Below are 20,589 nucleotides of genomic sequence, written 5' to 3' on the forward strand. Positions count from 1 at the left end.
TCCTGGGCTTCAGACGGTTTCGACGGTGACGGGAATATCGGCGAGCTTCGACTTGCGTTCTTCCAGCGTGGCGGGACGAATCTGTCCGCGCTCTTCGATGAACGTCACGTTCGCATCGCCTGCATCGCTGTTGACGAAGTGACGGAAGCGCTTGCGCGTGTGCGGATCGGTGACGGCTTTCTTCCATTCGTCTTCGTAGGTATCGACGACGAGCTGCATTTCCGATTCGAGCTCGGCGGCAATGTCGAGCTTGTCGTTGATGACGACATCTATCAGATAATCGAGGCCGCCTTCGAGGTTGTCGCGCCACACGCTCGTGCGTTGCAGACGATCCGCCGTGCGCACGTAGAACATCAGGAAGCGGTCGATGTAACGCACGAGCGTGTCATGATCGAGATCCGACGCAATGAGTTCCGCGTGACGCGGCTTCATGCCGCCGTTGCCGCATACGTAGAGGTTCCAGCCGTTCTCCGTCGCGATCACGCCGACGTCCTTGCCTTGCGCTTCGGCGCATTCGCGCGTGCAGCCCGACACGCCGAACTTGATCTTGTGCGGCGTGCGCAGGCCCTTGTAGCGGTTTTCAAGCTCGATCGCGAGGCCGACCGAATCGCCGACACCATAACGGCACCACGTCGAGCCGACGCACGACTTCACGGTGCGCAGCGCCTTGCCGTAGGCATGACCCGATTCGAAGCCCGCTGCGATCAGCTCTTCCCAGATGAACGGCAATTGCTCGACGCGCGCGCCGAACATGTCGACACGCTGGCCGCCCGTGATCTTCGTATAGAGCCCGTATTTCTTCGCGACCTGGCCGACCGCGATCAGGCCATCGGGCGTCACTTCGCCGCCCGGCATGCGCGGCACGACGCTATACGTGCCGTCGCGTTGAATGTTGGCGAGGTAGTAATCGTTCGAATCCTGCAGGCTCGCGTGCTCCTTCTTCAGCACGAATTCGTTCCAGCACGAAGCGAGAATGTTCGCGACCGCAGGCTTGCAGATATCGCAGCCGCGTCCCTTGCCGTGCTTCGCGAGCAGCGCGCCGAACGTGCGGTGCCCTTCCACGCGCGCGATGTGATACAGCTCCTGACGCGAATACGGAAAGTGCTCGCATATGTGATTGTTGACCGCGAGACCCTGACGCTTCATCTCCGACTTCATCACTTGCGTGACGAGCGGCACGCAGCCGCCGCACGACGCGCCCGCCTTGCACGACGACTTGATCGCACCGATGCTGGTCGCGCCCGCGCATACCGCCGCGCAGATTTCCGCCTTGCTCACGTTGTTGCACGAGCAGATTTGCGCGGCATCGGGCAAGGCTTCGACGCCGAGTGCGGGCTTCGCTTTGCCATCGCTCGACGGGAGAATCAGGAACTCGGGCGCTTCGGGCAATTCGATCTTGTTCAACATCATTTGCAGGAGCGTGCCGTATTCCGTCGCATCGCCGACCATCACGGCGCCGTGCAGGAACTTGCCGCAATCGGATACGACGAGCTTCTTGTAGACCTGCTTGCGCTCGTCGCTGTACTGATACGTGCGGCTGCCCGGCGTCTTGCCGTGCGCATCGCCAATGCTTGCCACATCGACGCCCATCAGCTTGAGCTTCGTGCTCATGTCCGCGCCCGCGAACGCGGCTTCCTCGCCGATGATCTGCTTCGCGACGATGCGCGCCATGTCGTAACCCGGTGCGACCAGACCGAAGAGCTGCCCTTTCCACAGCGCGCATTCGCCGATCGCGAAGATATCGTGATCGCTCGTGCGGCATGCGTCGTCGATCACGATGCCGCCGCGTGCGCCGATGTCGAGACCCGCCGCGCGGGCGATATCGTCACGCGGACGAATGCCCGCGGAGAACACGATCATGTCGGTGTCGAGATGCGTGTCATCGGCGAAATTCATGCGATTGACCGCGCCTTCTCCATCGACGATAGCCAGCGTGTTCTTGCCCGTATGCACCGTCACGCCGAGTTCTTCGATCTTGCCGCGCAGCACGCGTCCGCCGCCTTCATCGACCTGTACGGCCATCAGGCGCGGCGCGAATTCGACCACATGCGTTTCGAGCCCCATGTCGCGCAACGCCTTCGCCGCTTCGAGACCGAGCAGGCCGCCGCCGACCACCGTGCCCGTCTTCGCGCGTGCGCCGAAGGCCTGCATCGCTTCGAGATCCTCGATCGTGCGATACACGAAGCAGCCGTCGCGCTCCTTTCCTTCGAGCGGCGGCACGAACGGATACGAGCCCGTCGCGAGAATGAGCCTGTCGTACGGAAGCACGTCGCCGTTGGAGGCAGTCACGGTGCGCGCGGCGCGATCGATCGCGACGGCGCGCGCATTCAACTTCAGCACATAGCCCGACTGCTCGAAAAAGCCTTCCTGCACGAGCGAAAGATCGTCCGCCGACTTGCCCGAGAAGAACTCGGTGAGATGCACGCGATCGTAAGCGGCGCGCGGTTCTTCGCAGAGCACCGTCACGTCGAGTGCAAGCGCCGCGCTTTCGGCGAGACATTCGAGGAACTTGTGGCCGACCATGCCGTGACCAATGACGACGATTTTCATGACGGGACCTTCCTAGTTTGCGATTGCGTTATTGGCTGCGAGCGCGCTTTCGCGCAGTGCGGCTTCGCGGGCCTTGTGTTCCGGAGAGAAACGCACCGCGAGCGCGCACAGCGCCGTGCCCGCGACGATCACGCCGAGCATCGAGAGCGTCGCCTGCGCGTTGCCGAGGCCTTTCATCAGGAAGCCCGCCGCGACCGCACCGACGTTGCCGCCCGCGCCGATCACGCCCGCCACGCCACCGAGCGCCTTGCGATCGATGAACGGAACCAGCGCGTAGGTCGCGCCGCACGCCATGTGAGTGAAAAGACCGAACAGCAGCATCGCGACGATGGCGAGCACGACGCCCGATGCATGCGCGAACGTATAAAGTCCGATGCCTTCGCCCGCGATCAACGCGAAGAGCAGCGTCGCGCGAATGTCGAGGCCTTTCTTCGCTGCGGCCTTATCGGAGAGCCAGCCGCCGAGCGCACGAGCGAACAGTGCGAGCAGGCCGAAGCTGCCCGCCGCCATGCCGGCCTGGCCGAGCGTGAGATTGAAGTGATCGACGTAGTAGATCGCCGCGATGTTGTGGATGAACACTTCCACGCCGAAGCACGCGCCATATGTCACGAAGAGCATCCACACGCGATAGTTCGCGCACGCCGTCAGGAAGCTCTGCCAGCCGCCCTTCTTGCCACCATCGATCGCGATGCCCGCACGGCGCAGCGTCGCGAAATCGCCTTGCGGGCAGTCCTGCGTATAGCGCCAGTAGAAGAAGGCCATGACCGGCATCGCGATGCCCGGCACGATCAGCGCGACGCGCCACGCCGACGCCTCTCCCGCGCCCAGCGCGATGGCGGCCGCGACGAGCAGCGGGATGATGGCCTGCGCCGCGCCCGCGCCTGCGTTGCCCCAGCCGGCGGTCGTCGCGTTCGCGGTGCCGACGACGTTCGGCGCGAACATCACCGACGTGTGGTACTGCGTGATGACGAAGCTCGCGCCGATCGCGCCGATCGCGAGACGGCACCACAGAAAGCTGTCGTAGCCGGTCGAAAGCGCGGCGCCGAGCACCGGCAGCGAACCCGCGAGCAGCAGCGCGCTATACACCTTGCGCGGGCCGAAGCGATCGCACATCGGGCCGACGACGAGGCGCACGAGAATCGTCACCGCGACGGCCGCGATGTTGATGTTCGCGACCTGATCGGCCGTGAGACCGTATTCGCGCTTGATGAGCGGCATCAGTGGCGCGCACGCGAACCACGCGAAGAAGCACACGAAGAACGCCATCCACGTGAGATGGAAGGCGCGCATCGGTGCGCCGCGCATGCTGAAGAGATCGATCCGGGTGGCTTTGTCCATCGCTGTGTTCATCGTGTAGCCGCCAAAAAGAAAGGCGTCCCGCGCATTCGACCGGTTGGCCGAATGCGGGGGACGCCGTTGTCCGATGCCCGCATGGCTGCAACCTGCCGGGCGCTGTATTCAGGACGGATCGCCGTTGATCCGATGGCAAGTCATAAGGCAAGGGCTATGCCATGCGCGGGGTATCGGCGGGAAAGCGTTGCTGCGTAAGGCGCTTCGCGATGCGCGCACTGCAGGTGCACGCGCGATGAGCGTCATGTTTCGATGCAGCCGGGCACAGCGATGGTGCGACGCAGCACTGATGCCGTGCGTTTGCATTTGTACGATCCGGTTCACGCGGTCGGAGCGCGTTCGCGCCGAAACGGTGCCGCGCCTGCGATTCACGCACAAGCACAGTGCGAAACACGTCCGCATCACGCAATGGCCCGCTTATTGCATTGATGAAAGCGCTGCGGGCAACGGCGGTCGCGGCACGATGAAGGACAGCAGGACGGACAAAGGCGTCCCTTCGTGCAGCGGCACGAGCGGACGCCATTGGCGTTTGCCGCGCCGATGTTTCACATACGCCATGAATCAGGAAGCAACGATGAGCACCATCAAAGGCAAAGTCACCTTGTTGAGCGCAGGTCCCGGCGATCTGGACCTGCTCACCCTGCGCGCCGCGAAGGCGCTCGCCGCCGCCGACATCCTGCTCGTCGACGATCTCGCCAACGCGGACATCGTCACGCTTGCGCCGCAAGCGCGCGTGATTCGCGTCGGCAAGCGAGGCGGCTGCAAATCGACGCCGCAGGCCTTCATCGAGCGCCTCATGCAGCGTTACGCGAAGAAGGGGCTGCATGTGGTGCGCGTGAAGGGCGGCGACGCGCTGCTCTTCGGACGCGCGGGCGAAGAGATCGCCGCGTTGCGCGACGCGGGTATCGCGGTCGAGATCGTCAACGGCGTGTCGTCGGGATTCGCGGCGGCGGCGGGCCTCGGCATCTCGCTCACGCATCGCGATCATTGCCAGGGCGTGACTTTCGTCACCGCGCACATGCGGGACCACAGTCAGCCGGACTGGGCCGCGCTCGCCGCCACGGGCACCACGCTCGCGATCTATATGGGCATGAGCCGCATCGAGAGTCTTACGGCAGCGCTGCTCGATGCCATGCCCGCGAGCACGCCGGCGGCGGTCGTGCAGAACGCGGGATCGTCGATGGAAAAGCGGCTCGTCACGACGCTCGATCGGCTCGCGCAGGACGCCACCGCCGCCGGTCTCGGCAGTCCCGCGGTGATTCTCATCGGCGGGGCGATCGGGGAAGCGGCCGAGTTCGCAACGCATGCCAAAGGTTTTGCCCATGCCGCATGAAGCAGCGCGCAGGCTGCGCGTTCTTCTCGTCACCGATACCGACAAGCCCATCGGCGACTTGCGCGAGCAACTCGCGCGCATGGGCTACGACATGCTCGCCGAAGTCGCCGCGCCATCGGCTTTGCACGAGGCCGTCGAGAGCCAGAAGCCGGATGTCGTCATCATCGATACCGAATCGCCTTCGCGCGACACGCTCGAACAGCTCGCCGTGATGAACAAGTCCGCGCCGCGCCCCGTCCTGATGTTCAGCAACGACGCCGATCAGCAGTTCATCCGCGCGGCGGTCGGCGCGGGCGTGACCGCGTATTCCGTCGAAGGACTTGCTAGCGCGCGGCTCGCGCCGATCATCGAAGTGGCGCTCGCGCGCTTCGCGCATGAAGAACAGTTGCGGCAACGCCTCGCGCAAGTGGAGAACGAGCTGGAACAGCGCAAGGTCATCGACCGTGCGAAACGGCTGTTGATGGACAAGCGCGGCATGTCCGAGCAAGACGCGTACGCCGCGCTGCGCAAGCGCGCGATGGATCAGGGCGTGAAGGTCGCGGAAATCGCGCGGCAACTGCTCGCGATGGCCGATCTGCTTTAGCTTTATCGACACTTATGAACATCACTTCTTCCCGACCCGAGCGCACGCATCTGCGGCTCGGCTTCGTCGCACTGTCCGATGCCGCGCCGCTCGCCGTCGCCGCATTGCGCGAGCTCGGCGCGCGTCACGGCATCACGATCGAACTGTGTCGACAGCCTTCGTGGGCCGCCGTGCGCGACAAGCTGCTCTCCGGCGAAATCGACGCCGCGCACGCGCTCTATGGGCTGGTGTACGGCGTGCAACTAGGCATCGGCGGACCGCAGGCGGACATGGCCGTGCTGATGGTCCTCAATCGCAACGGTCAGGCGATCACGCTGTCGCGCCCGCTCGCCGATGCGATCCGACAAGGCGCGAGCGTGAAAGACGCGCTGTCGTCGCTCGGCCGCAAGCCGGTCATCGCGCAGACGTTTCCGACCGGCACGCACGCGATGTGGCTGTACTACTGGCTCGCGGCCAACGGCGTGCATCCGTTGCGCGACGTGCAGAGCGTCGTGATTCCGCCGCCGCGCATGGCCGATGCGCTCGTCGACGGCGCGCTCGACGGCTTCTGCGCGGGCGAACCGTGGCACGCGGTGGCCGAGGCGCGCGGCGCGGGCGCGACGGTCGCGTACACGAGCGAGATCTGGCCGGATCATCCAGAAAAGGTGCTCGCGTGCCGGCGCGATTTCGCCGCGCTCAATCCGAACACGGCGCGCGCGCTCGTGCGCACGATGCTCGATGCCTGCGCGTGGCTCGACGTTGGCGCGCATCGCGGGGAAATCGCAGAGGCGCTGGCATCGACGGAACTGCTCGACGTGCCGCGCGCGCTGATCGAGCCGCGTCTCGCCGCGCCCGATGGCGGCGATGCACGCGCGCTGCCGGTGCGTTTCTTCGATGACGGCGCGGTCAACTATCCACGCGTATCGGACGGGCTGTGGTTCATCGCGCAATATCGGCGCTGGGGGATGCTCGCCGGCGAACTCGACGATGCCGCCGTCGCGCAAGCCGTCAACCAGACCGCGCTTTATCGCGAGGCGGCGCTGGCGGCGGGCATCGCGGTGCCGGGCGAGCGGCGTTCAGCAACGTTCTGCGATGGCCGCGTCTGGGATGGCGGCGACACGGCGGCGTATCTTGCGGGATTCGAAATCAGGGCCTAGAAAAGCGCCTACCATTGAATCTCCAGCGCGTCCCGGAGATTCACCATGGAACTGCTCGCCATCGCCATCGACAAGCCGGAGGACACCAACTTCATCCTCGGCCAGTCGCATTTCATCAAGACGGTCGAGGATCTGCACGAGGCGCTGGTCGGCGCCGTGCCGGGCATCCGCTTCGGGCTCGCGTTCTGCGAGGCGTCGGGCAAGCGGCTCGTGCGCACATCGGGCACGGACGACGCGCTCGTCGAGATGGCCGCGCGCAATGCACAGCAGATCGGCGCGGGGCATAGCTTCATCATCGTGCTCGGCGACGGCTTCTTCCCCGTGAACGTGCTCAACACCGTCAAGGCGGTACCGGAGGTCTGCCGCATCTTTTGCGCGACCGCCAATCCGACGCAGGTGCTCGTCGCGCAGACGGATCAGGGGCGCGGGATCGTCGGCGTGATCGACGGGCTGCCGCCGCTCGGCGTCGAAACAGCCGAAGACGTGCAATGGCGCAAGGACCTGCTGCGCAAGATCGGCTACAAAGCCTGAACCTTGACTTGAGCGGGCAAATCACGAGAATGACGCCCGCGCGCACCCGTTATGGCGCTTTTTTCGATTCGGGGCGCGACATCATGGAAAATATCGGGATACGGTATAAACCCCGTTAGCGTTTTCGCGTCTTGCCGCCGCCCGAGCCGCCGCGCGGACGCGTCAGCAGAATCCCGGCATCACACCCGCCGATACGGCATCGAACACCGGCCACCCGCGCCGCCCGAGGATAGTGTCGTCCTCGCGCGGCCAACAGGAGCATCACATGACCGACATGAATCCAGGCTTTTTCGGCAGGATAGGCATCGCCTTCGGCGCCTTCTTCGGCATTCTGGGCAATGCGGCGTTCGCGGGCCGCGTGCAGCGGCTGCGCGAAGCGCCGCTCGCGCCCGAAGCCGCCCCTGAAGTCTCGCCCGAAGCCGCGCCGCAAGCACCGAAAGCGCCGCAACCGCCCAAGCCCGCCGCCGCGCCCGTGCAACCCGCGCCATCGGCGCTGAAGGAAGCGAGCCCGGTCGCCGCGCTGCAACTGCTCGGTCTCTTGCAGCGCGACGCGCGTTTCATCGATTTCGTCGAAGAAGACATCGCCAAATACAGCGACGCCGATATAGGCGCGGCCGCCCGCCTCGTGCACGACGGCTGCCGCGCGGTGCTGCGCGAGCATTTTTCGATCAAGCCGGTGCGCGGCGAAGCCGAAGGCACCCGCGTCACGCTGCAGGAAGGTTTCGATGCAGCCGCAGTGCGCCTGACGGGCAATGTCGTCGGCAAGCCGCCCTTTTCGGGCAGCATCAGCCATCGCGGATGGAAGGTCGAAGACACGCGCCTGCCGAAGCTCGCGCCGTCCCATGATGCGAGCATCGTCGCGCCGGCGGAGGTGGAACTGTGAGCGATATCAACTCGAACGAAAACCAGGCGCGCTATTCGATCGGCGTCGATCTCGGCACGACGCATTGCGCGCTGTCCTATGTCGACATGAGCGCGAGCGACGGCGAAAAGACCGCGCAAGGCGTGCTCCCCGTCGCGCAACTGACCGCGCCCGGCGCCGCCGAAGAACGCGATCTGCTGCCTTCGTTTCTCTATCTGCCGCATGAAAACGAGCTCGCGCCCGGCGATCTGACGCTGCCGTGGACGCAGGAGCGCAAGTTCATCGTCGGCGAACTGGCGCGTACGCGTGGCGCGGGCACGCCGATCCGCCTCGTCTCCAGCGCGAAAAGCTGGCTGTGCCATCCGGGCGTCGATCGCCGCGCGGCGATTCTGCCGTCCGATGCGCCCGAGGAAGTCGAGCGCGTGTCGCCGATGGAAAGCTCGGTGCGCTATCTGACGCACCTGCGCGAGGCGTGGAATCACGCGCATCCGGATGCGCCGTTCGATCAGCAGGACGTCACCGTGACGATTCCCGCGTCCTTCGATCCCGCCGCGCGCGAACTCACCGCCGAAGCGGCGGCCGCTGCCGGCTACACGCGCATGACGCTGCTCGAAGAGCCGCAGGCCGCGCTCTACAGCTGGATTCAGAAGTCGGGCGGCGGCTGGCGCAAGCAGGTCAAAGTGGGCGATGTGATTCTCGTCGTCGATGTCGGCGGGGGCACGACCGACTTGTCGCTGATCGCGGTCGTCGAGCGCGAAGGGAATCTGGAGCTGCATCGCGTCGCGGTCGGCGAGCATATCCTGCTCGGCGGCGACAACATGGATCTCGCGCTCGCGCACACCGTCGCGCGCAAGCTCGCCGCGGCCGGCACGCAGCCCGATCCGTGGCAGTTGCGCGCGCTCACCTACGCGTGCCGTTCGGCCAAGGAAACGCTGCTCTCCGATCCGTCCGCCGACGCCGTGCCGCTCGTCGTGCCGAGCCGTGGCTCGAAGCTGATCGGCGGGTCGCTGCGCACCGAACTCACGCGCGCGGAGCTCACGCAGATTCTGCTCGAAGGCTTTTTCCCGCAAGTCGATGCCGCGGCGCGGCCGGTTTCACGCGCCCGCGTCGGCCTGACGCAACTCGGTCTGCCGTACGCGCAGGATGCCGCCGTCACGCGCCATCTCGCCGCGTTCCTTGGGCGTCAGGTGAATGCGCTCGCGGAAGTCGAAGGGCTTCAGCATCAGGCACCGCAAGGCGCGACGCTGCTGCATCCGACCGTCGTGCTGTTCAACGGCGGCGTGTTCAAGTCGCCGCTGCTCGTCGAGCGCGTGATGACGACGCTGAACGCATGGCTCGCCGCCGAGAACGCGCCGCCCGCGCGCCTGCTCGAAGGCGCGGATCTCGATCTCGCCGTCGCGCGCGGCGCGGCCTATTACGGCTACGTGCGGCGCGGCAAGGGCGTGCGTATCCGCGGCGGCACGGCGCGCGCGTACTACGTCGCGGTCGAATCGGCGATGCCCGCCGTCCCCGGACTGGAGCCGCCCGTGCAGGCGCTGTGCGTCGCGCCGTTCGGCATGGAAGAAGGCACCGACGCCCCCTTGCCCGCGCAGGAATTCGGGCTCGTCGTCGGCGAGCCGGTGCATTTCCGCTTCTTCGGCTCGTCGGTGCGGCGTCAGGATCAGGTCGGCACGCTGCTCGAATACTGGCAGCCGGACGAATTGCAGGAGCTCGAAGAGATCGAGGCATCGCTGCCGCCCGAAGGCCGCACGCCGGGCGAAGTCGTGCCCGTCAAGCTGCACGCGCGCGTGACCGAAGCGGGCACGCTCGAACTCGAAGCGATTCCGCGCGGCTCGTCCGAGCGCTGGAAGGTCGAATTCGACGTGCGCGGCGGCGTCAGTGCGGATCAGGGCATGGGCCTGTAAGTGTCCACCCGCAAGAAGAAGGCATCAAGCGAGGCGGCGGGCGCGCGGTACAGCGTCGGCATCGATCTGGGGACGAGCAATACCGTCGTCGCTTATGCGGAAACCGGCTCGAACGATATCCGCGTGTTCGAGATCGAGCAGCTCGTCGGCGCGGGCGAGGTCGCTGCGCTGCCGCTTTTGCCGTCGTTGCGCTATCACTTCGCGCCGGGCGAACTGAAATCCGAAGATCTGCAACTGCCGTGGGGCGAGATGGAAGCGCCCGCCGTCATCGGCCGGTTCGCGCGGACGCTGGGCGCGCAGGTGCCCGGACGGCTCGTGTCGAGCGCGAAGAGCTGGTTGTCGCATGCGGCCGTCGATCGTCTCGCGCCGATTCTCCCGTGGGGCGCGGGCGACGACGTCGAAAAAATCTCGCCCGTGATCGCCAGCGCGAGCTATCTGGCGCACGTGCACGCCGCGTGGAACGAGCGCTTTCCGGACGCGCCGCTGGACGCGCAGGACGTCGTGCTGACCGTGCCCGCTTCCTTCGACGAAGGCGCGCGCGCCCTCACGCTCGAAGCGGCGCGCATGGCGGGACTCGAAACGCTGCGGCTGCTCGAGGAACCGCAGGCCGCGTTTTACGACTGGCTGTTTCATCATCGCGCGACGCTTGGGCGTGAGCTCGCCGCGACGCGCCTCGTGCTGATCGTCGATGTCGGCGGCGGCACGACCGACCTCACGCTCATTCAAGTGGCGATGAAGGACGGCGAGCCCGAACTGACGCGCATCGGCGTGGGCAACCATCTGATGCTCGGCGGCGACAACATGGACCTCGCGCTCGCGCATCTCGTCGAAAAGCGGCTCGCGGACGGCGATACGCGCCTGTCCGCCGCGCGTCTGTCGCAACTGGTCGAGCGCTGCCGCACCGCGAAGGAGCAACTGCTCGGCGAAAATGCGCCCGCCTCCACGTCGATCACGCTGCTCGGCGCGGGGTCGAAGCTCATTGGCGGCGCGCGCTCGACCGATGTCAGGCGCGACGAAATCGAGCAGATCATCGTCGAAGGCTTCTTTCCGATGGTGTCCGCGAGCGACCGGCCGACGCGCGCGCGTGGCGGCATCGTCGAATTCGGGCTGCCTTATGCAAGCGATGCGGCCATCACCCGGCATATCGCGGCGTTTCTCGGCCAGCACGCGGGCGAGGCGAGAAAAGCGCTCGACGCGAACGCCGATACGCTCGCCATTCCGGACACCTTGCTGCTGAACGGCGGCGTGTTTCGCGCCGCCCCGCTCGCGCGCCGCATCGCCGATACGTTGTCCGGATGGCGCGGCGAAGCCGTCAACGTGCTCGCGAACGGTAATCCCGATGTCGCTGTCGCGCGCGGCGCGGTCGCCTATGCGCTCGCGCGCGCGGGCCAAGCGCCGAAGATCGGCGGCGGCTCGGCGCGCAGCTTCTTCCTGCTGCTCGAAGACGATGTGAACGCGACGCGCGGCGTCTGCGTGCTGCCGCGCGGCACCGAAGAAGGCCAGGCGATCCATCTCGCGGACCGCACTTTCGCGCTCACGCTCGGCGCGCCGGTGCGCTTTCACCTGGCGTCATCGGTCGCGGAGACCGCGTACAAGGCGGGCGAACTCGCGGACCTCGCGGCGGCATCGGGCGATTTCGTCCGCTTGCCGCCGATCGCGACGGTCGTCGATCCACGCGCCGCCGACAAGGGCAAAGCCCGCGAAACGCCCGTGCAACTGACGACGTCGCTGACGGAAATCGGCACGCTGGAAATGCATTGCATCGCCGTCGACGATCCGAAGCAGCGCTGGCTGCTGGAGTTCCAGTTGCGTCGCGAAGCGCCCGACAGCGACGACGCCGTGCCTGAAACGCATCCGGCGCTGCCGAAGGCCATCGAACTGATCGACCGCACGTTCGGCGCGAAGTCGCACGACGTCGGCCCGAAGGAAGTCAAACGCCTGCGCGCGCAGCTCGAACAGACGCTCGGCGCGCGCGATACATGGGACATCGCGCTCTTGCGCGAGCTGTTCGGCGCGCTGTTCGAACGCGCGAAGAAACGCCGCCGCAGCGCCGATCACGAGCGCCTGTGGCTCAATCTCGCGGGCTACTGCATGCGGCCGGGCTTCGGTCATCCGCTCGACGAATGGCGCGTCGAGCAGTTGTGGACGCTCTTCGATCAGGGCATCCAGTACAGCAGCGAAAGCCAGATCTGGTCCGAATGGTGGACGCTCTGGCGCCGCGCGGCGGGCGGCCTGCCCGAAGCGGCGCAGTTGCGGCTTCTGGACGACATGGCTTTCGTGCTCCAGCCGCCGGGAACCAGCCGCTATCGCAAGGCCGCGGGCGCGGCGCGCGCGGGCTACGAAGACATGGTGCGGCTCGCGGCGTCGCTGGAGCGCGTGCCGGTCGAACGCAAGATCGAGGTCGGCGAGTGGCTGCTCACGCGCCTCAAAAAGCCTTCCGAGAGCGTGCAGAGCTGGTGGGCGCTCGGGCGTATCGGCGCGCGTGCGCCCTTCTACGGCAGCGCGCACGGTGTCGTGCCGCCGGATATCGCCGTCGCCTGGCTCGATGCGATCCTCGCGCTCGACTGGAAAAAGATCGATCCCGCCGCGTTCGCCGCCGTGCAGATCGCCCGCATGACCGGCGACCGCTCGCGCGACCTGCCCGACGATGCGCGCGCCGCCGTGGTCCAGCGCCTGGAAACGATGGGCGCGGCAGCGGCGTGGACCGCGATGGTGCGCGAGACTGTCGAACTCGATCGCGCGGACGTCGGCCGCGTGTTCGGCGAAACGCTGCCGGCGGGGCTGAAGCTCATCGGCTGAAGGCGTCGACATGCATCGACATTTCATCGAAATGCTTCGCTCTCAGAAGTTTTTACGGCCGATGCGTTGCGGGCAGGCCGCACGCGTCTTGAATACGGGCTGGCTGCATCCTATGGTTATCAGTGTGTCCATATGGACACGCACTGAAGGAGGTCAGCATGCCATCCCCACGCAAGGCTCAAGCGAGCCAACCCGCTGAAACGGAAATGTCGAGCCGCAAGAAAACGGCCGGCAGCAAGGCATCGCCCGCGAAGGCTGCAGGCGCGAAGGAAATGCAGGTCACGAAGCGCACCACCAAGGCCAAACCGAAATCCTGAGCAAGGCTGCCCTCGTCATCGCGCGGGGGGCATTCGAAATGGCTGTCCTTCGAAGCGGCGAGCGAATACGAGACGCTCGCCGTTCGGCTTCCTTCCCTTCCCCCTCCCGCCTCGCCGCCTGTCGCCGGAAACACGCCGAATAGACGCAATAATTTCCGGCTTTAACGGCGGATTGCTAAAAAAAGGCGTATTGGTATGACCGCATTGGCCTAAAGTAGATATCCCGTATCCGCAAGCGAGCATGAAGATGGCCGTACCCCAACGCGCCGCCGGTGCACGCACCCCAGGGATTCTGTTCGCGGCCGCCCGTGAGGCCGGCACGAGCCTGGTGCGCAATCTCTCGATTCCGGCGCCGTTCTCCGACGCCGCGCTGGAAGCGCAGTTTCTCGAAGACCACAGCCAGCGCTTCTGCGCGTTCCGGCGCGCATCGACGCTGCTCGCGCTCGCCATCTGGACATGCTTTCTCTGGTGGGATTTCAGCTTCGCGCGCGGCAATCAGGCGCTCGATTCGCGCCTTCCGACCATCCTCGCCGTGCGCTTCGCGGGCATCGCGCTGCTGTTTTTCGTCGGCGTGCTGGTGCTGCGGCCGTCGTTCCGCTCGCACGCGAGCTCGCAGCGCATCATTCTCACGGGCATCTACGGCCTCCTGTGCCTGATCCTCGCGCTGGTGGCGATCACGCCCGCGCCCTATAACTACACGCAGCATTTCATCGGGCTGTGTCTCGCGCTGTTCTTCCAGTTCAGCTTCTTCTACCTGCGCTCGCGCGTCGCGCTGACGGCCGGGATCATCACGCTGGGATCGATCATCGTCGTGCAGACGGGTTTTCATCTGCTGAACACGGAAGACTTCTTCGCCGGCCTCTTCTATATGTTCAACGTCGTGGTCGTGGGGCACGGCGTCTGCACGCACGCCGAACGCGTGTCGCGCGAACGCTATAGCTCGGAGCGCGCGCTCGCGTCGCTCAACGACGAGCTGCGCACCGCGAATGTCTCGCTCGGCCGCAAGAACCGCGAACTGGAAGTGTCGAAGAAGGATCAGGAGAACAAAACCAACGCGCTCCTCGCGCTGCGCGAGCAGCAGATGATCGCCGCGCAGACCGCGAGCCGCGACAAGTCCAACTTTCTCGCCGCCGCGACCCACGATCTGCGCCAGCCGATGCACGCGCTCAACCTGTTCCTGCAGGCCGCCGCCGAAGCCATCCGCAACGGCGAGTTCGATCAGGCCGAGCGGCTCATCAACGAATGCGGACGCTCGTCCGTGATCCTCGCGCGCCTGCTGAACGCCGTGCTCGATCTGTCGCGGCTGGAATCGGGGCGCGTCGTGCCGCGTTATCACGTGTTCGACGTGCGCGGCATCGTCGAGGAAGCGGCCGAGCAGTTGCGCCCGTTCGCGTCGAGCCGCGGCGTCGAATTGCGGCTGCGACTGCCGAAGGAGGAAGTCGTCTGCGTGAGGAGCGACGCGCACTGGCTCGGTCGCGCGGTCGCCAATCTCGTGTCGAACGGCATCAAGTACGCGGACACGAGCAAGGCGTCGAAGCCGACGGTGATCATCGGCGTAGTGCGCTCGCCAACGCGCGCGCGCATCGACGTGCTGGATAACGGCATCGGCATTCCGGCCGATTATTTCGACGCGATCTTCCAGCCGTTCTTTCAGGTCGACAATCCCGAGCAGGATCGCGACAAGGGCCTCGGGTTGGGGCTGTCGATCGTCAATGCGGTGATATCGATGCTGGATCAGCACCGCATCGAGCTCAAATCCACCGAAGGGCGCGGCTCGCGCTTTTCGCTGGAAATGCCGCTGTGCGGGCCGTCGCTGGATCAGCCGTCCGGCCGCGCGCCCGCGCGTTCGGAAGCGGCCGAGGCTGCGCAACTCAGCGGGCGCTACGTGCTGCTCGTGGAGGACGACGGCCTCGTGCGCGCATCCACCGAAGCGCTGCTTTCGCAATGGGGCGTGCTCTACGACTCCGCCGCGACCTTCGAGGAATACGAGGAGATTCTCGCGACCATCGAGCGCTTCCCCGATCTGATCATCACCGATTACCGGCTGCGCGACTTCAAGACCGCGCGCGAAGTCGCCATGCTGAGCGCGCGCAAGCTCGGGCGACCCTGCCCTTGCCTCGTTGTGACGGGCGAGCCGTCCGCGACGATCGTGCCGCTCGCGTGCGACCACGACGTGCTGTCGAAGCCCGTGAGCCCTGCCGAATTGCGGCGCGAAATGGTGACGCTGATCGCGGGAGAGTGCGCGGTGGCGACGGCATGACGAAGCACCGCATCATCTACGACACCGATCCCGGTATCGACGACGCCATCGCGCTCGTGTTTCTGGCGCGACATCCGGCGATCGAGCTCGTGGGCATCACGAGCGTGTTCGGCAATGCCGATATCGACACGACGTCGAAAAACGCGCGCTATCTCGCGTCGCGCTTCGCGCCGCACGTGCCGGTCGCGCGCGGCGCGGCGGCGCCGTTGAAGTGCCCGGCGCCGGAGCCGATTTCGCACATCCACGGCCACGACGCGCTCGGCGATATCGAGCGGATCGGCCATGTCGACAAGCCCGAAGACGGTCGCGCGGCGCATCGCTTCATGATCGACGCGGTGCGGGCGCATCCCGGTGAAATCACCCTGCTCGCGGTCGGGCCGATGACCAATCTCGCGCTCGCCTTGCAGGAAGCGCCGGACATCGCGGCGCTCGTGCGCGAAGTCGTCGTGATGGGCGGCGCGTTCGGCATCAACGGCACGCTCGGCAACGCGACGCCCGCCGCCGAAGCGAACATGCACGCCGACCCTGACGCCGCCGATATCGTCTTCGGCGCGCCGTGGAAAGTGTCGATCGTCGGACTCGACGTCACGCACGAAACCGTGATGACGACCGCGTTTCTGGCCTCGCTGCGCGACCGCGCGGGCGATGCGGGCCGCTTCGTGTGGGACGTGTCGCGCTTTTACGAGCGTTTCCATGCAAACGACGGCATGAGCCGGGGCATCTACGCGCACGACTACTCGGCGGCGGCGTTCGTCGTCGCGCGCGAGCTTTACACGACGCGCAGCGGCCCGGTGCGCGTGCTGACCGATGGCATCGCGGCGGGCCTCACGATACAAAAGCCCGCGTCGATGCGCACGGACACGCCCGCACCCGACTGGGACACGCGGCCGGCCTGCGATGCGTGCATCGGCGTGGATGCGGACGCTGTGCTCGATTTATTCGCGCGAACGTTAACGAGCTAAGCGCGCGCCGAGCCAGTCGCGCAGCGCCTCGACTTCCTCCATGCACACCGAATGCGGCATCGGATACGCGTGCCATTCGACATCGCAGCCCTGCTGACGCGCGAACTCCACCGCCTGCTCGCCGAGGCTCACGTTGAGCACATCGTCGACCGTGCCGTGCGCGGCGAAGATCGAAATCGAGCGATTCGCGTCGGAGAGCGATTCATCGACGAGCCCTTCGGACGGAATGTAGCCCGACAGCACGATCAGCCCCGCGAGCTTCTCCGGATGCGTGAGGCCCGCGTGATACGTCATCGCGCCGCCCTGCGAAAAACCCGCGATGAAAATGCGCTCGCTGGGAATGCCGCGCGCGTTCTGCTCAGCGATGAGCGCACGCACGCGCACCACCGAAGCCTGAATGCCCGCCTCGTCCACGCGCCGGTTGATGCCCTCGAAGGACAGAATGTCGTACCACGCGCGCATCACGTAGCCGTTGTTCGCCGTGACGGCGATCTCGGGCGCGTTCGGAAACACGAAGCGGATGGCGGGCGCATCCGCGAGACGCAATTCGGGCACGAGCGGCACGAAGTCGTTGGCGTCGGCGCCGAGGCCGTGCATCAGGATCACGGCGAATTCGGGATTCGGCGCGGTTTCGATCTCGACGGTCGAAGGTTGATCGGTCATTGCCCGTCACTCCTTGTCAGATGATGGGAACGAGAATCTGCACGATGCCGACGACCGAGGCCAGCCACACGAGCGAGCGCACGAACGGCACGCCCGCCGCGTAAAGCGGCACGTACACGAGGCGCGCGACGAAATACGTCAGCGCGCCGGCATGCGTGAGCGCGTTTTCGCGTCCCGCCACATGCACGATCAGCACCGCGATGGCAAAAATCGGCAGCGTCTCGAACAGATTGGCCTGCGCGCGCATCAGCCGGCCGGAGAGCCTGCTGGGCGGCGCCGTAGCGGCATCGCGCGGACCGGCCTGATATTTGAGGCCGACTTCGCGATTGCGCACCACGGCTGGCAGCAACACTTGCACCAGCGCGAGCACGAGCGTCCAGGCCAGCATCGTCAGTTCGAAACTCATGGTATCTCCATGAAACGTTGCACTCGTCGGGCCGCGCCCATGATGCCACCACGCGCCGTGAGCGTGTAGTCTTTGGACAATCCGTCTCCCGCCCTTATTCCATGCTTGCGATCACCCTGCGCCTCTCACCCGGCGACGATCTGCGCGCCGCGCTCGATCACGCTTTCCGTGCGCGCGGCCTTTCCGCGGCTTACGTGCTTCAGGGCGTCGGCAGCCTGAGCGTCGCGCAGATTCGCTACGCGGGCCGCGACGAGGCATCCGAGCTGCGCGGCGACCTCGAAATCCTGACGCTCGCGGGCACATTGTCCGCGCAAGGGCCGCATCTGCATATGAGCGTCGCCGATGCCGACGGCCGCGTCATCGGCGGTCACGTCGCGCCGGGCTGCATCGTGCGCACGACGGCGGAAATCATCGTCGTGAATCTGCCCGGCGAGCGTTACACGCGTGAGCACGACGCCGCCACGGGCTTCGCCGAACTCGTCATCCGGGCAACGTGACGGCCACGGGCGGCGTGGCGCCGTCGAGCGCCAGCTCGTGCCGCGCGATCTGTTCGAACGCCCCGCTCGTCTCCGAAAAATCCCAGCGCTCGACCGTGGTTTGCCGCGCGCCGCCCGCATGCGCGTCATGGCGGATCACGTTCACCGAATTGTCGATGGTCCCGCGCGTGCGCGACGACAGCGCCGTGCCTGCCTGCACCGCCCACATGCGGCGCGCGAGGCCCGCGTAGGTATCGTGCAGCGGCAGTACGTAAGGAAGATGAATATGGCCGCCGAGAATCAGATCCGCGCCCGCGCGCGCCCAGCGCTGCACCGCGCGCTCGCGGCCGTGCAGCAGGTTCTTCTCGTCCTGCGCACGCGTGACGGCCACCGGCTGATGCGTGATCACCACGCGCAATTGCGCCGCGCTCGCCGTCTCCAGACGCGCGGCGATGCACCTGATCTGCTGCATCGATACTTCGCCGTTTTTGTGGCGATACGCCCGTGTCGTGTTCACGCCGAGCACCAGCATTTCCGGCGATTCGAACGACGGCTCCAGATCCGGGCCGAACACGCGCTGATGATTCGCGTACGGATAGCAAAGCCGCGCGAGCGGATTGAAAAGCGGAATGTCGTGATTGCCGGGAACGACGAGCGCGGGCGTCGCGCCGAGCGCATCGACGAAGGCCCGCGCCGCCGCAAACTGGGACCTGCGCGCGCGCTGCGTGATATCGCCCGAGAGCACGACGAGATCGGGCGCGAGCGCTTCGGCGAGACGCAACAGCGCCGCGACGACCTGCGGGCGTTCGGTGCCGAAGTGTGTATCGGAAATCTGCAGCAACACAATCATGAGCGATTGGCTTCCGCCACCGCCGGCTCGGGCTTGAGCAGGAGAAGCGGCTTGTCGGAAACGCGGAATTCTAGCGGCATGGGCAGCCTCGCAATCTCGCCATCGGTCGCGATCTTGATCCTTTTCCGCTTCTTCGACGGATGCATCACCGTGATGCGCCCGAACGTGAAGCTCACGACGTGATCCGAATCGGACAGCCGTCCCGCCGCGCCATGCAGCGACAGCCACAGATGCATGAGGCGTCCCACCGGACGCGGCGCAATCGCCACGAGCAAACCCCGTTCCAGCGCGCGCGCCTCGTCCGGCATGCCGATCTGCTCCATCTGCAGCCGGTTGTTGCCGACGAAGAGCGTCGACGAGCGAATCTCGGTCGTGCTGCCCTCGTGCTCGATATGAAGGCGCAAATGCCGATGCGGCTTCAGCAGCGTGGACAACGCCGACCACAGCGCGACGAGCCGGCTGCGGCCGAATTGCCGCTTGTAGATTTCGCGGTCTTCAAGCAATCGAGGATAAAGCCCGAGACTCGCGTTGACGAGAAACATGCGCTCGTTGACGAAGCCCACTTGCACCGGCCAGGCGCGCGCGTCGAGCAGAAGCTTCGTCGATTGTTCGGGATCGGCGGGAATGCCGTGATCGCGGCTGAAATAGTTGAACGTGCCGCGCGGCAGCACCGCGAACGGGCAGCCCGCCTCGTGCGCGGCCTGCGCGACGGCGCACAAAGTGCCGTCGCCGCCCGCACCGACGAGCACGCCTTCCTGCGCGCATGCCGCCGCGGCCGCGTCGCGCGCGACGCTCGCGAGCCTGCGCGGATCGTCAACGATACGCAGATCGAAGCGCCGGCCCGCCGCGCCGAGCTCGCGCTCGAGCACGGTGCGCGTCGCGTCGGACTGGCGGCGGCCCGAGCCCGCGTTCATCACGATGAAGAACGGCGCGTCGGCGGCGAGCGTCCGTCCGGTTTCGGCGGCTGAGGCGAATGCAGCGGATGTGGCGGTCGGAGTCATCGGCGGCGCTCCATCGGTTGCCCGCGTGCGGACACACGCCGGGCCGGGCCCGTGCGCGTACACGGGCCTGCCGATTATAACGAAATGCTTACAATCAGAACGTCAAGAACGCCAGCCGGACGCCGCATGCCTCGCCGAGGCTTACGTGTGCTCGCCGCGAATGTAGTACTCCAGTTGCTGGATGGTGAACTGCTGCTCGGAGATGATGTTCTTCACCAGATCGCCGATGGAGATCATGCCGACGAGCTTGCCGTCGTCGATCACCGGCAGGTGGCGCATGCGCTTGTCGGTCATGAGCGCCATGCAGTCGTCGGTGGTTTGATCGGGGCGCACGTAGCGCACGTGCGAGGTCATGATGTCGCGCACGGGCGTCTGTTTCGACGCGCGGTCCATCAGCACGACTTTGCGCGCATAGTCGCGCTCGGTCATGATGCCCACGATCTCGTCGCCCTCGGTGACGATCACCGCGCCGATATGCTTGTCGGCCATCAGCTTGATTGCATCGAAGACCGACGCCGTGGCGGGAACGGTAAAGACCGTCTGGTCGGGTTTCGAGTTCAGTACCTGTGCGACTGTTGCCATCGAGCGCCTCCGTTGTATGCGGGA

18 protein-coding genes are annotated in these 20,589 nt (G+C 66.1%); 11 read left to right on the forward strand and 7 right to left on the reverse strand.

Annotation, left to right across the window (positions count from 1 at the left end):
• Positions 1 to 9: 9 nt before the first annotated feature.
• Positions 10 to 2,550, reverse strand: coding sequence for a nitrite reductase large subunit NirB (nirB, locus tag AWB74_RS01005; RefSeq protein ID WP_061144908.1), 2,541 nt, complete (start codon positions 2,548 to 2,550; stop codon positions 10 to 12).
• A 12-nt stretch (positions 2,551 to 2,562) separates the two neighbouring features.
• Positions 2,563 to 3,888 carry an MFS transporter gene (locus tag AWB74_RS01010; protein WP_061144909.1) on the reverse strand — a complete coding sequence of 442 codons (1,326 nt, stop codon included), beginning with the start codon at positions 3,886 to 3,888 and terminating at the stop codon, positions 2,563 to 2,565.
• A 586-nt stretch (positions 3,889 to 4,474) separates the two neighbouring features.
• Between AWB74_RS01010 and cobA the strand changes: the two genes are divergently transcribed.
• The 10 genes from cobA to AWB74_RS01055 all read left to right on the forward strand — a co-directional run bounded on the left by cobA (position 4,475) and on the right by AWB74_RS01055 (position 16,587).
• Entirely contained in the window at positions 4,475 to 5,233 is a 759-nt protein-coding gene (cobA, locus tag AWB74_RS01015) for a uroporphyrinogen-III C-methyltransferase (RefSeq protein ID WP_061145238.1), read from the forward strand.
• Complete coding sequence (locus AWB74_RS01020) at positions 5,223 to 5,816, forward strand: ANTAR domain-containing response regulator (protein WP_061144910.1); 594 nt, start codon at positions 5,223 to 5,225, stop codon at positions 5,814 to 5,816. Before cobA ends, AWB74_RS01020 begins: the two co-directional genes overlap by 11 nt.
• A gap of 14 nt (positions 5,817 to 5,830) precedes the next feature.
• Positions 5,831 to 6,952 carry a CmpA/NrtA family ABC transporter substrate-binding protein gene (locus AWB74_RS01025; RefSeq protein ID WP_061144911.1) on the forward strand — a complete coding sequence of 374 codons (1,122 nt, stop codon included), beginning with the start codon at positions 5,831 to 5,833 and terminating at the stop codon, positions 6,950 to 6,952.
• A gap of 45 nt (positions 6,953 to 6,997) precedes the next feature.
• The gene (locus AWB74_RS01030) at positions 6,998 to 7,483 is read left to right on the forward strand and encodes an adenosine-specific kinase (protein WP_061144912.1); all 486 of its coding nucleotides are present in this window, start codon (positions 6,998 to 7,000) and stop codon (positions 7,481 to 7,483) included.
• 265 nt (positions 7,484 to 7,748) lie between these two features.
• Entirely contained in the window at positions 7,749 to 8,366 is a 618-nt protein-coding gene (locus AWB74_RS01035; RefSeq protein ID WP_061144913.1) for a DUF2760 domain-containing protein, read from the forward strand.
• Positions 8,363 to 10,249, forward strand: coding sequence for an Hsp70 family protein (locus tag AWB74_RS01040; RefSeq protein WP_200821906.1), 1,887 nt, complete (start codon positions 8,363 to 8,365; stop codon positions 10,247 to 10,249). The genes AWB74_RS01035 and AWB74_RS01040 overlap by 4 nt, the downstream gene beginning before the upstream one ends.
• Positions 10,250 to 13,048, forward strand: coding sequence for an Hsp70 family protein (locus AWB74_RS01045; RefSeq protein ID WP_061144914.1), 2,799 nt, complete (start codon positions 10,250 to 10,252; stop codon positions 13,046 to 13,048). It begins immediately after the preceding gene.
• A 158-nt stretch (positions 13,049 to 13,206) separates the two neighbouring features.
• Positions 13,207 to 13,365, forward strand: coding sequence for a hypothetical protein (locus tag AWB74_RS46325; protein ID WP_157696177.1), 159 nt, complete (start codon positions 13,207 to 13,209; stop codon positions 13,363 to 13,365).
• Positions 13,366 to 13,612: 247 nt separating this feature from the next.
• A complete protein-coding gene (locus AWB74_RS01050; protein ID WP_061145241.1) occupies positions 13,613 to 15,625 on the forward strand; it encodes a hybrid sensor histidine kinase/response regulator in 2,013 nt (670 codons plus the stop codon).
• Positions 15,622 to 16,587 (forward strand): nucleoside hydrolase, encoded by a 966-nt coding sequence (locus AWB74_RS01055; RefSeq protein WP_061145240.1) that lies wholly within the window; start codon positions 15,622 to 15,624, stop codon positions 16,585 to 16,587. The genes AWB74_RS01050 and AWB74_RS01055 overlap by 4 nt, the downstream gene beginning before the upstream one ends.
• Here AWB74_RS01055 and AWB74_RS01060 read toward each other — a convergent pair.
• Positions 16,576 to 17,250 carry an alpha/beta hydrolase gene (locus AWB74_RS01060; protein WP_061144915.1) on the reverse strand — a complete coding sequence of 225 codons (675 nt, stop codon included), beginning with the start codon at positions 17,248 to 17,250 and terminating at the stop codon, positions 16,576 to 16,578. The two genes, AWB74_RS01055 and AWB74_RS01060, sit on opposite strands and share 12 nt — an antisense overlap.
• Positions 17,251 to 17,266: 16 nt before the next feature.
• Complete coding sequence (locus tag AWB74_RS01065; RefSeq protein WP_061144916.1) at positions 17,267 to 17,656, reverse strand: MAPEG family protein; 390 nt, start codon at positions 17,654 to 17,656, stop codon at positions 17,267 to 17,269.
• A 101-nt stretch (positions 17,657 to 17,757) separates the two neighbouring features.
• Between AWB74_RS01065 and AWB74_RS01070 the strand changes: the two genes are divergently transcribed.
• A complete protein-coding gene (locus tag AWB74_RS01070) occupies positions 17,758 to 18,153 on the forward strand; it encodes a PPC domain-containing DNA-binding protein (RefSeq protein ID WP_061144917.1) in 396 nt (131 codons plus the stop codon).
• Here AWB74_RS01070 and AWB74_RS01075 read toward each other — a convergent pair.
• The 3 genes from AWB74_RS01075 to AWB74_RS01085 all read right to left on the reverse strand — a co-directional run bounded on the left by AWB74_RS01075 (position 18,137) and on the right by AWB74_RS01085 (position 20,565).
• Positions 18,137 to 18,982 (reverse strand): metallophosphoesterase family protein, encoded by an 846-nt coding sequence (locus AWB74_RS01075; protein WP_061144918.1) that lies wholly within the window; start codon positions 18,980 to 18,982, stop codon positions 18,137 to 18,139. The two genes, AWB74_RS01070 and AWB74_RS01075, sit on opposite strands and share 17 nt — an antisense overlap.
• A complete protein-coding gene (locus AWB74_RS01080; protein ID WP_087038773.1) occupies positions 18,979 to 19,983 on the reverse strand; it encodes a diacylglycerol/lipid kinase family protein in 1,005 nt (334 codons plus the stop codon). Before AWB74_RS01080 ends, AWB74_RS01075 begins: the two co-directional genes overlap by 4 nt.
• A gap of 141 nt (positions 19,984 to 20,124) precedes the next feature.
• Entirely contained in the window at positions 20,125 to 20,565 is a 441-nt protein-coding gene (locus AWB74_RS01085) for a CBS domain-containing protein (protein WP_061144919.1), read from the reverse strand.
• Between the last annotated feature and the right edge of the window lie 24 nt (positions 20,566 to 20,589).

It is taken from the genome of Caballeronia arvi, assembly GCF_001544695.2.
GTDB classification, from domain to species: Bacteria; Pseudomonadota; Gammaproteobacteria; order Burkholderiales; family Burkholderiaceae; genus Caballeronia; species Caballeronia arvi.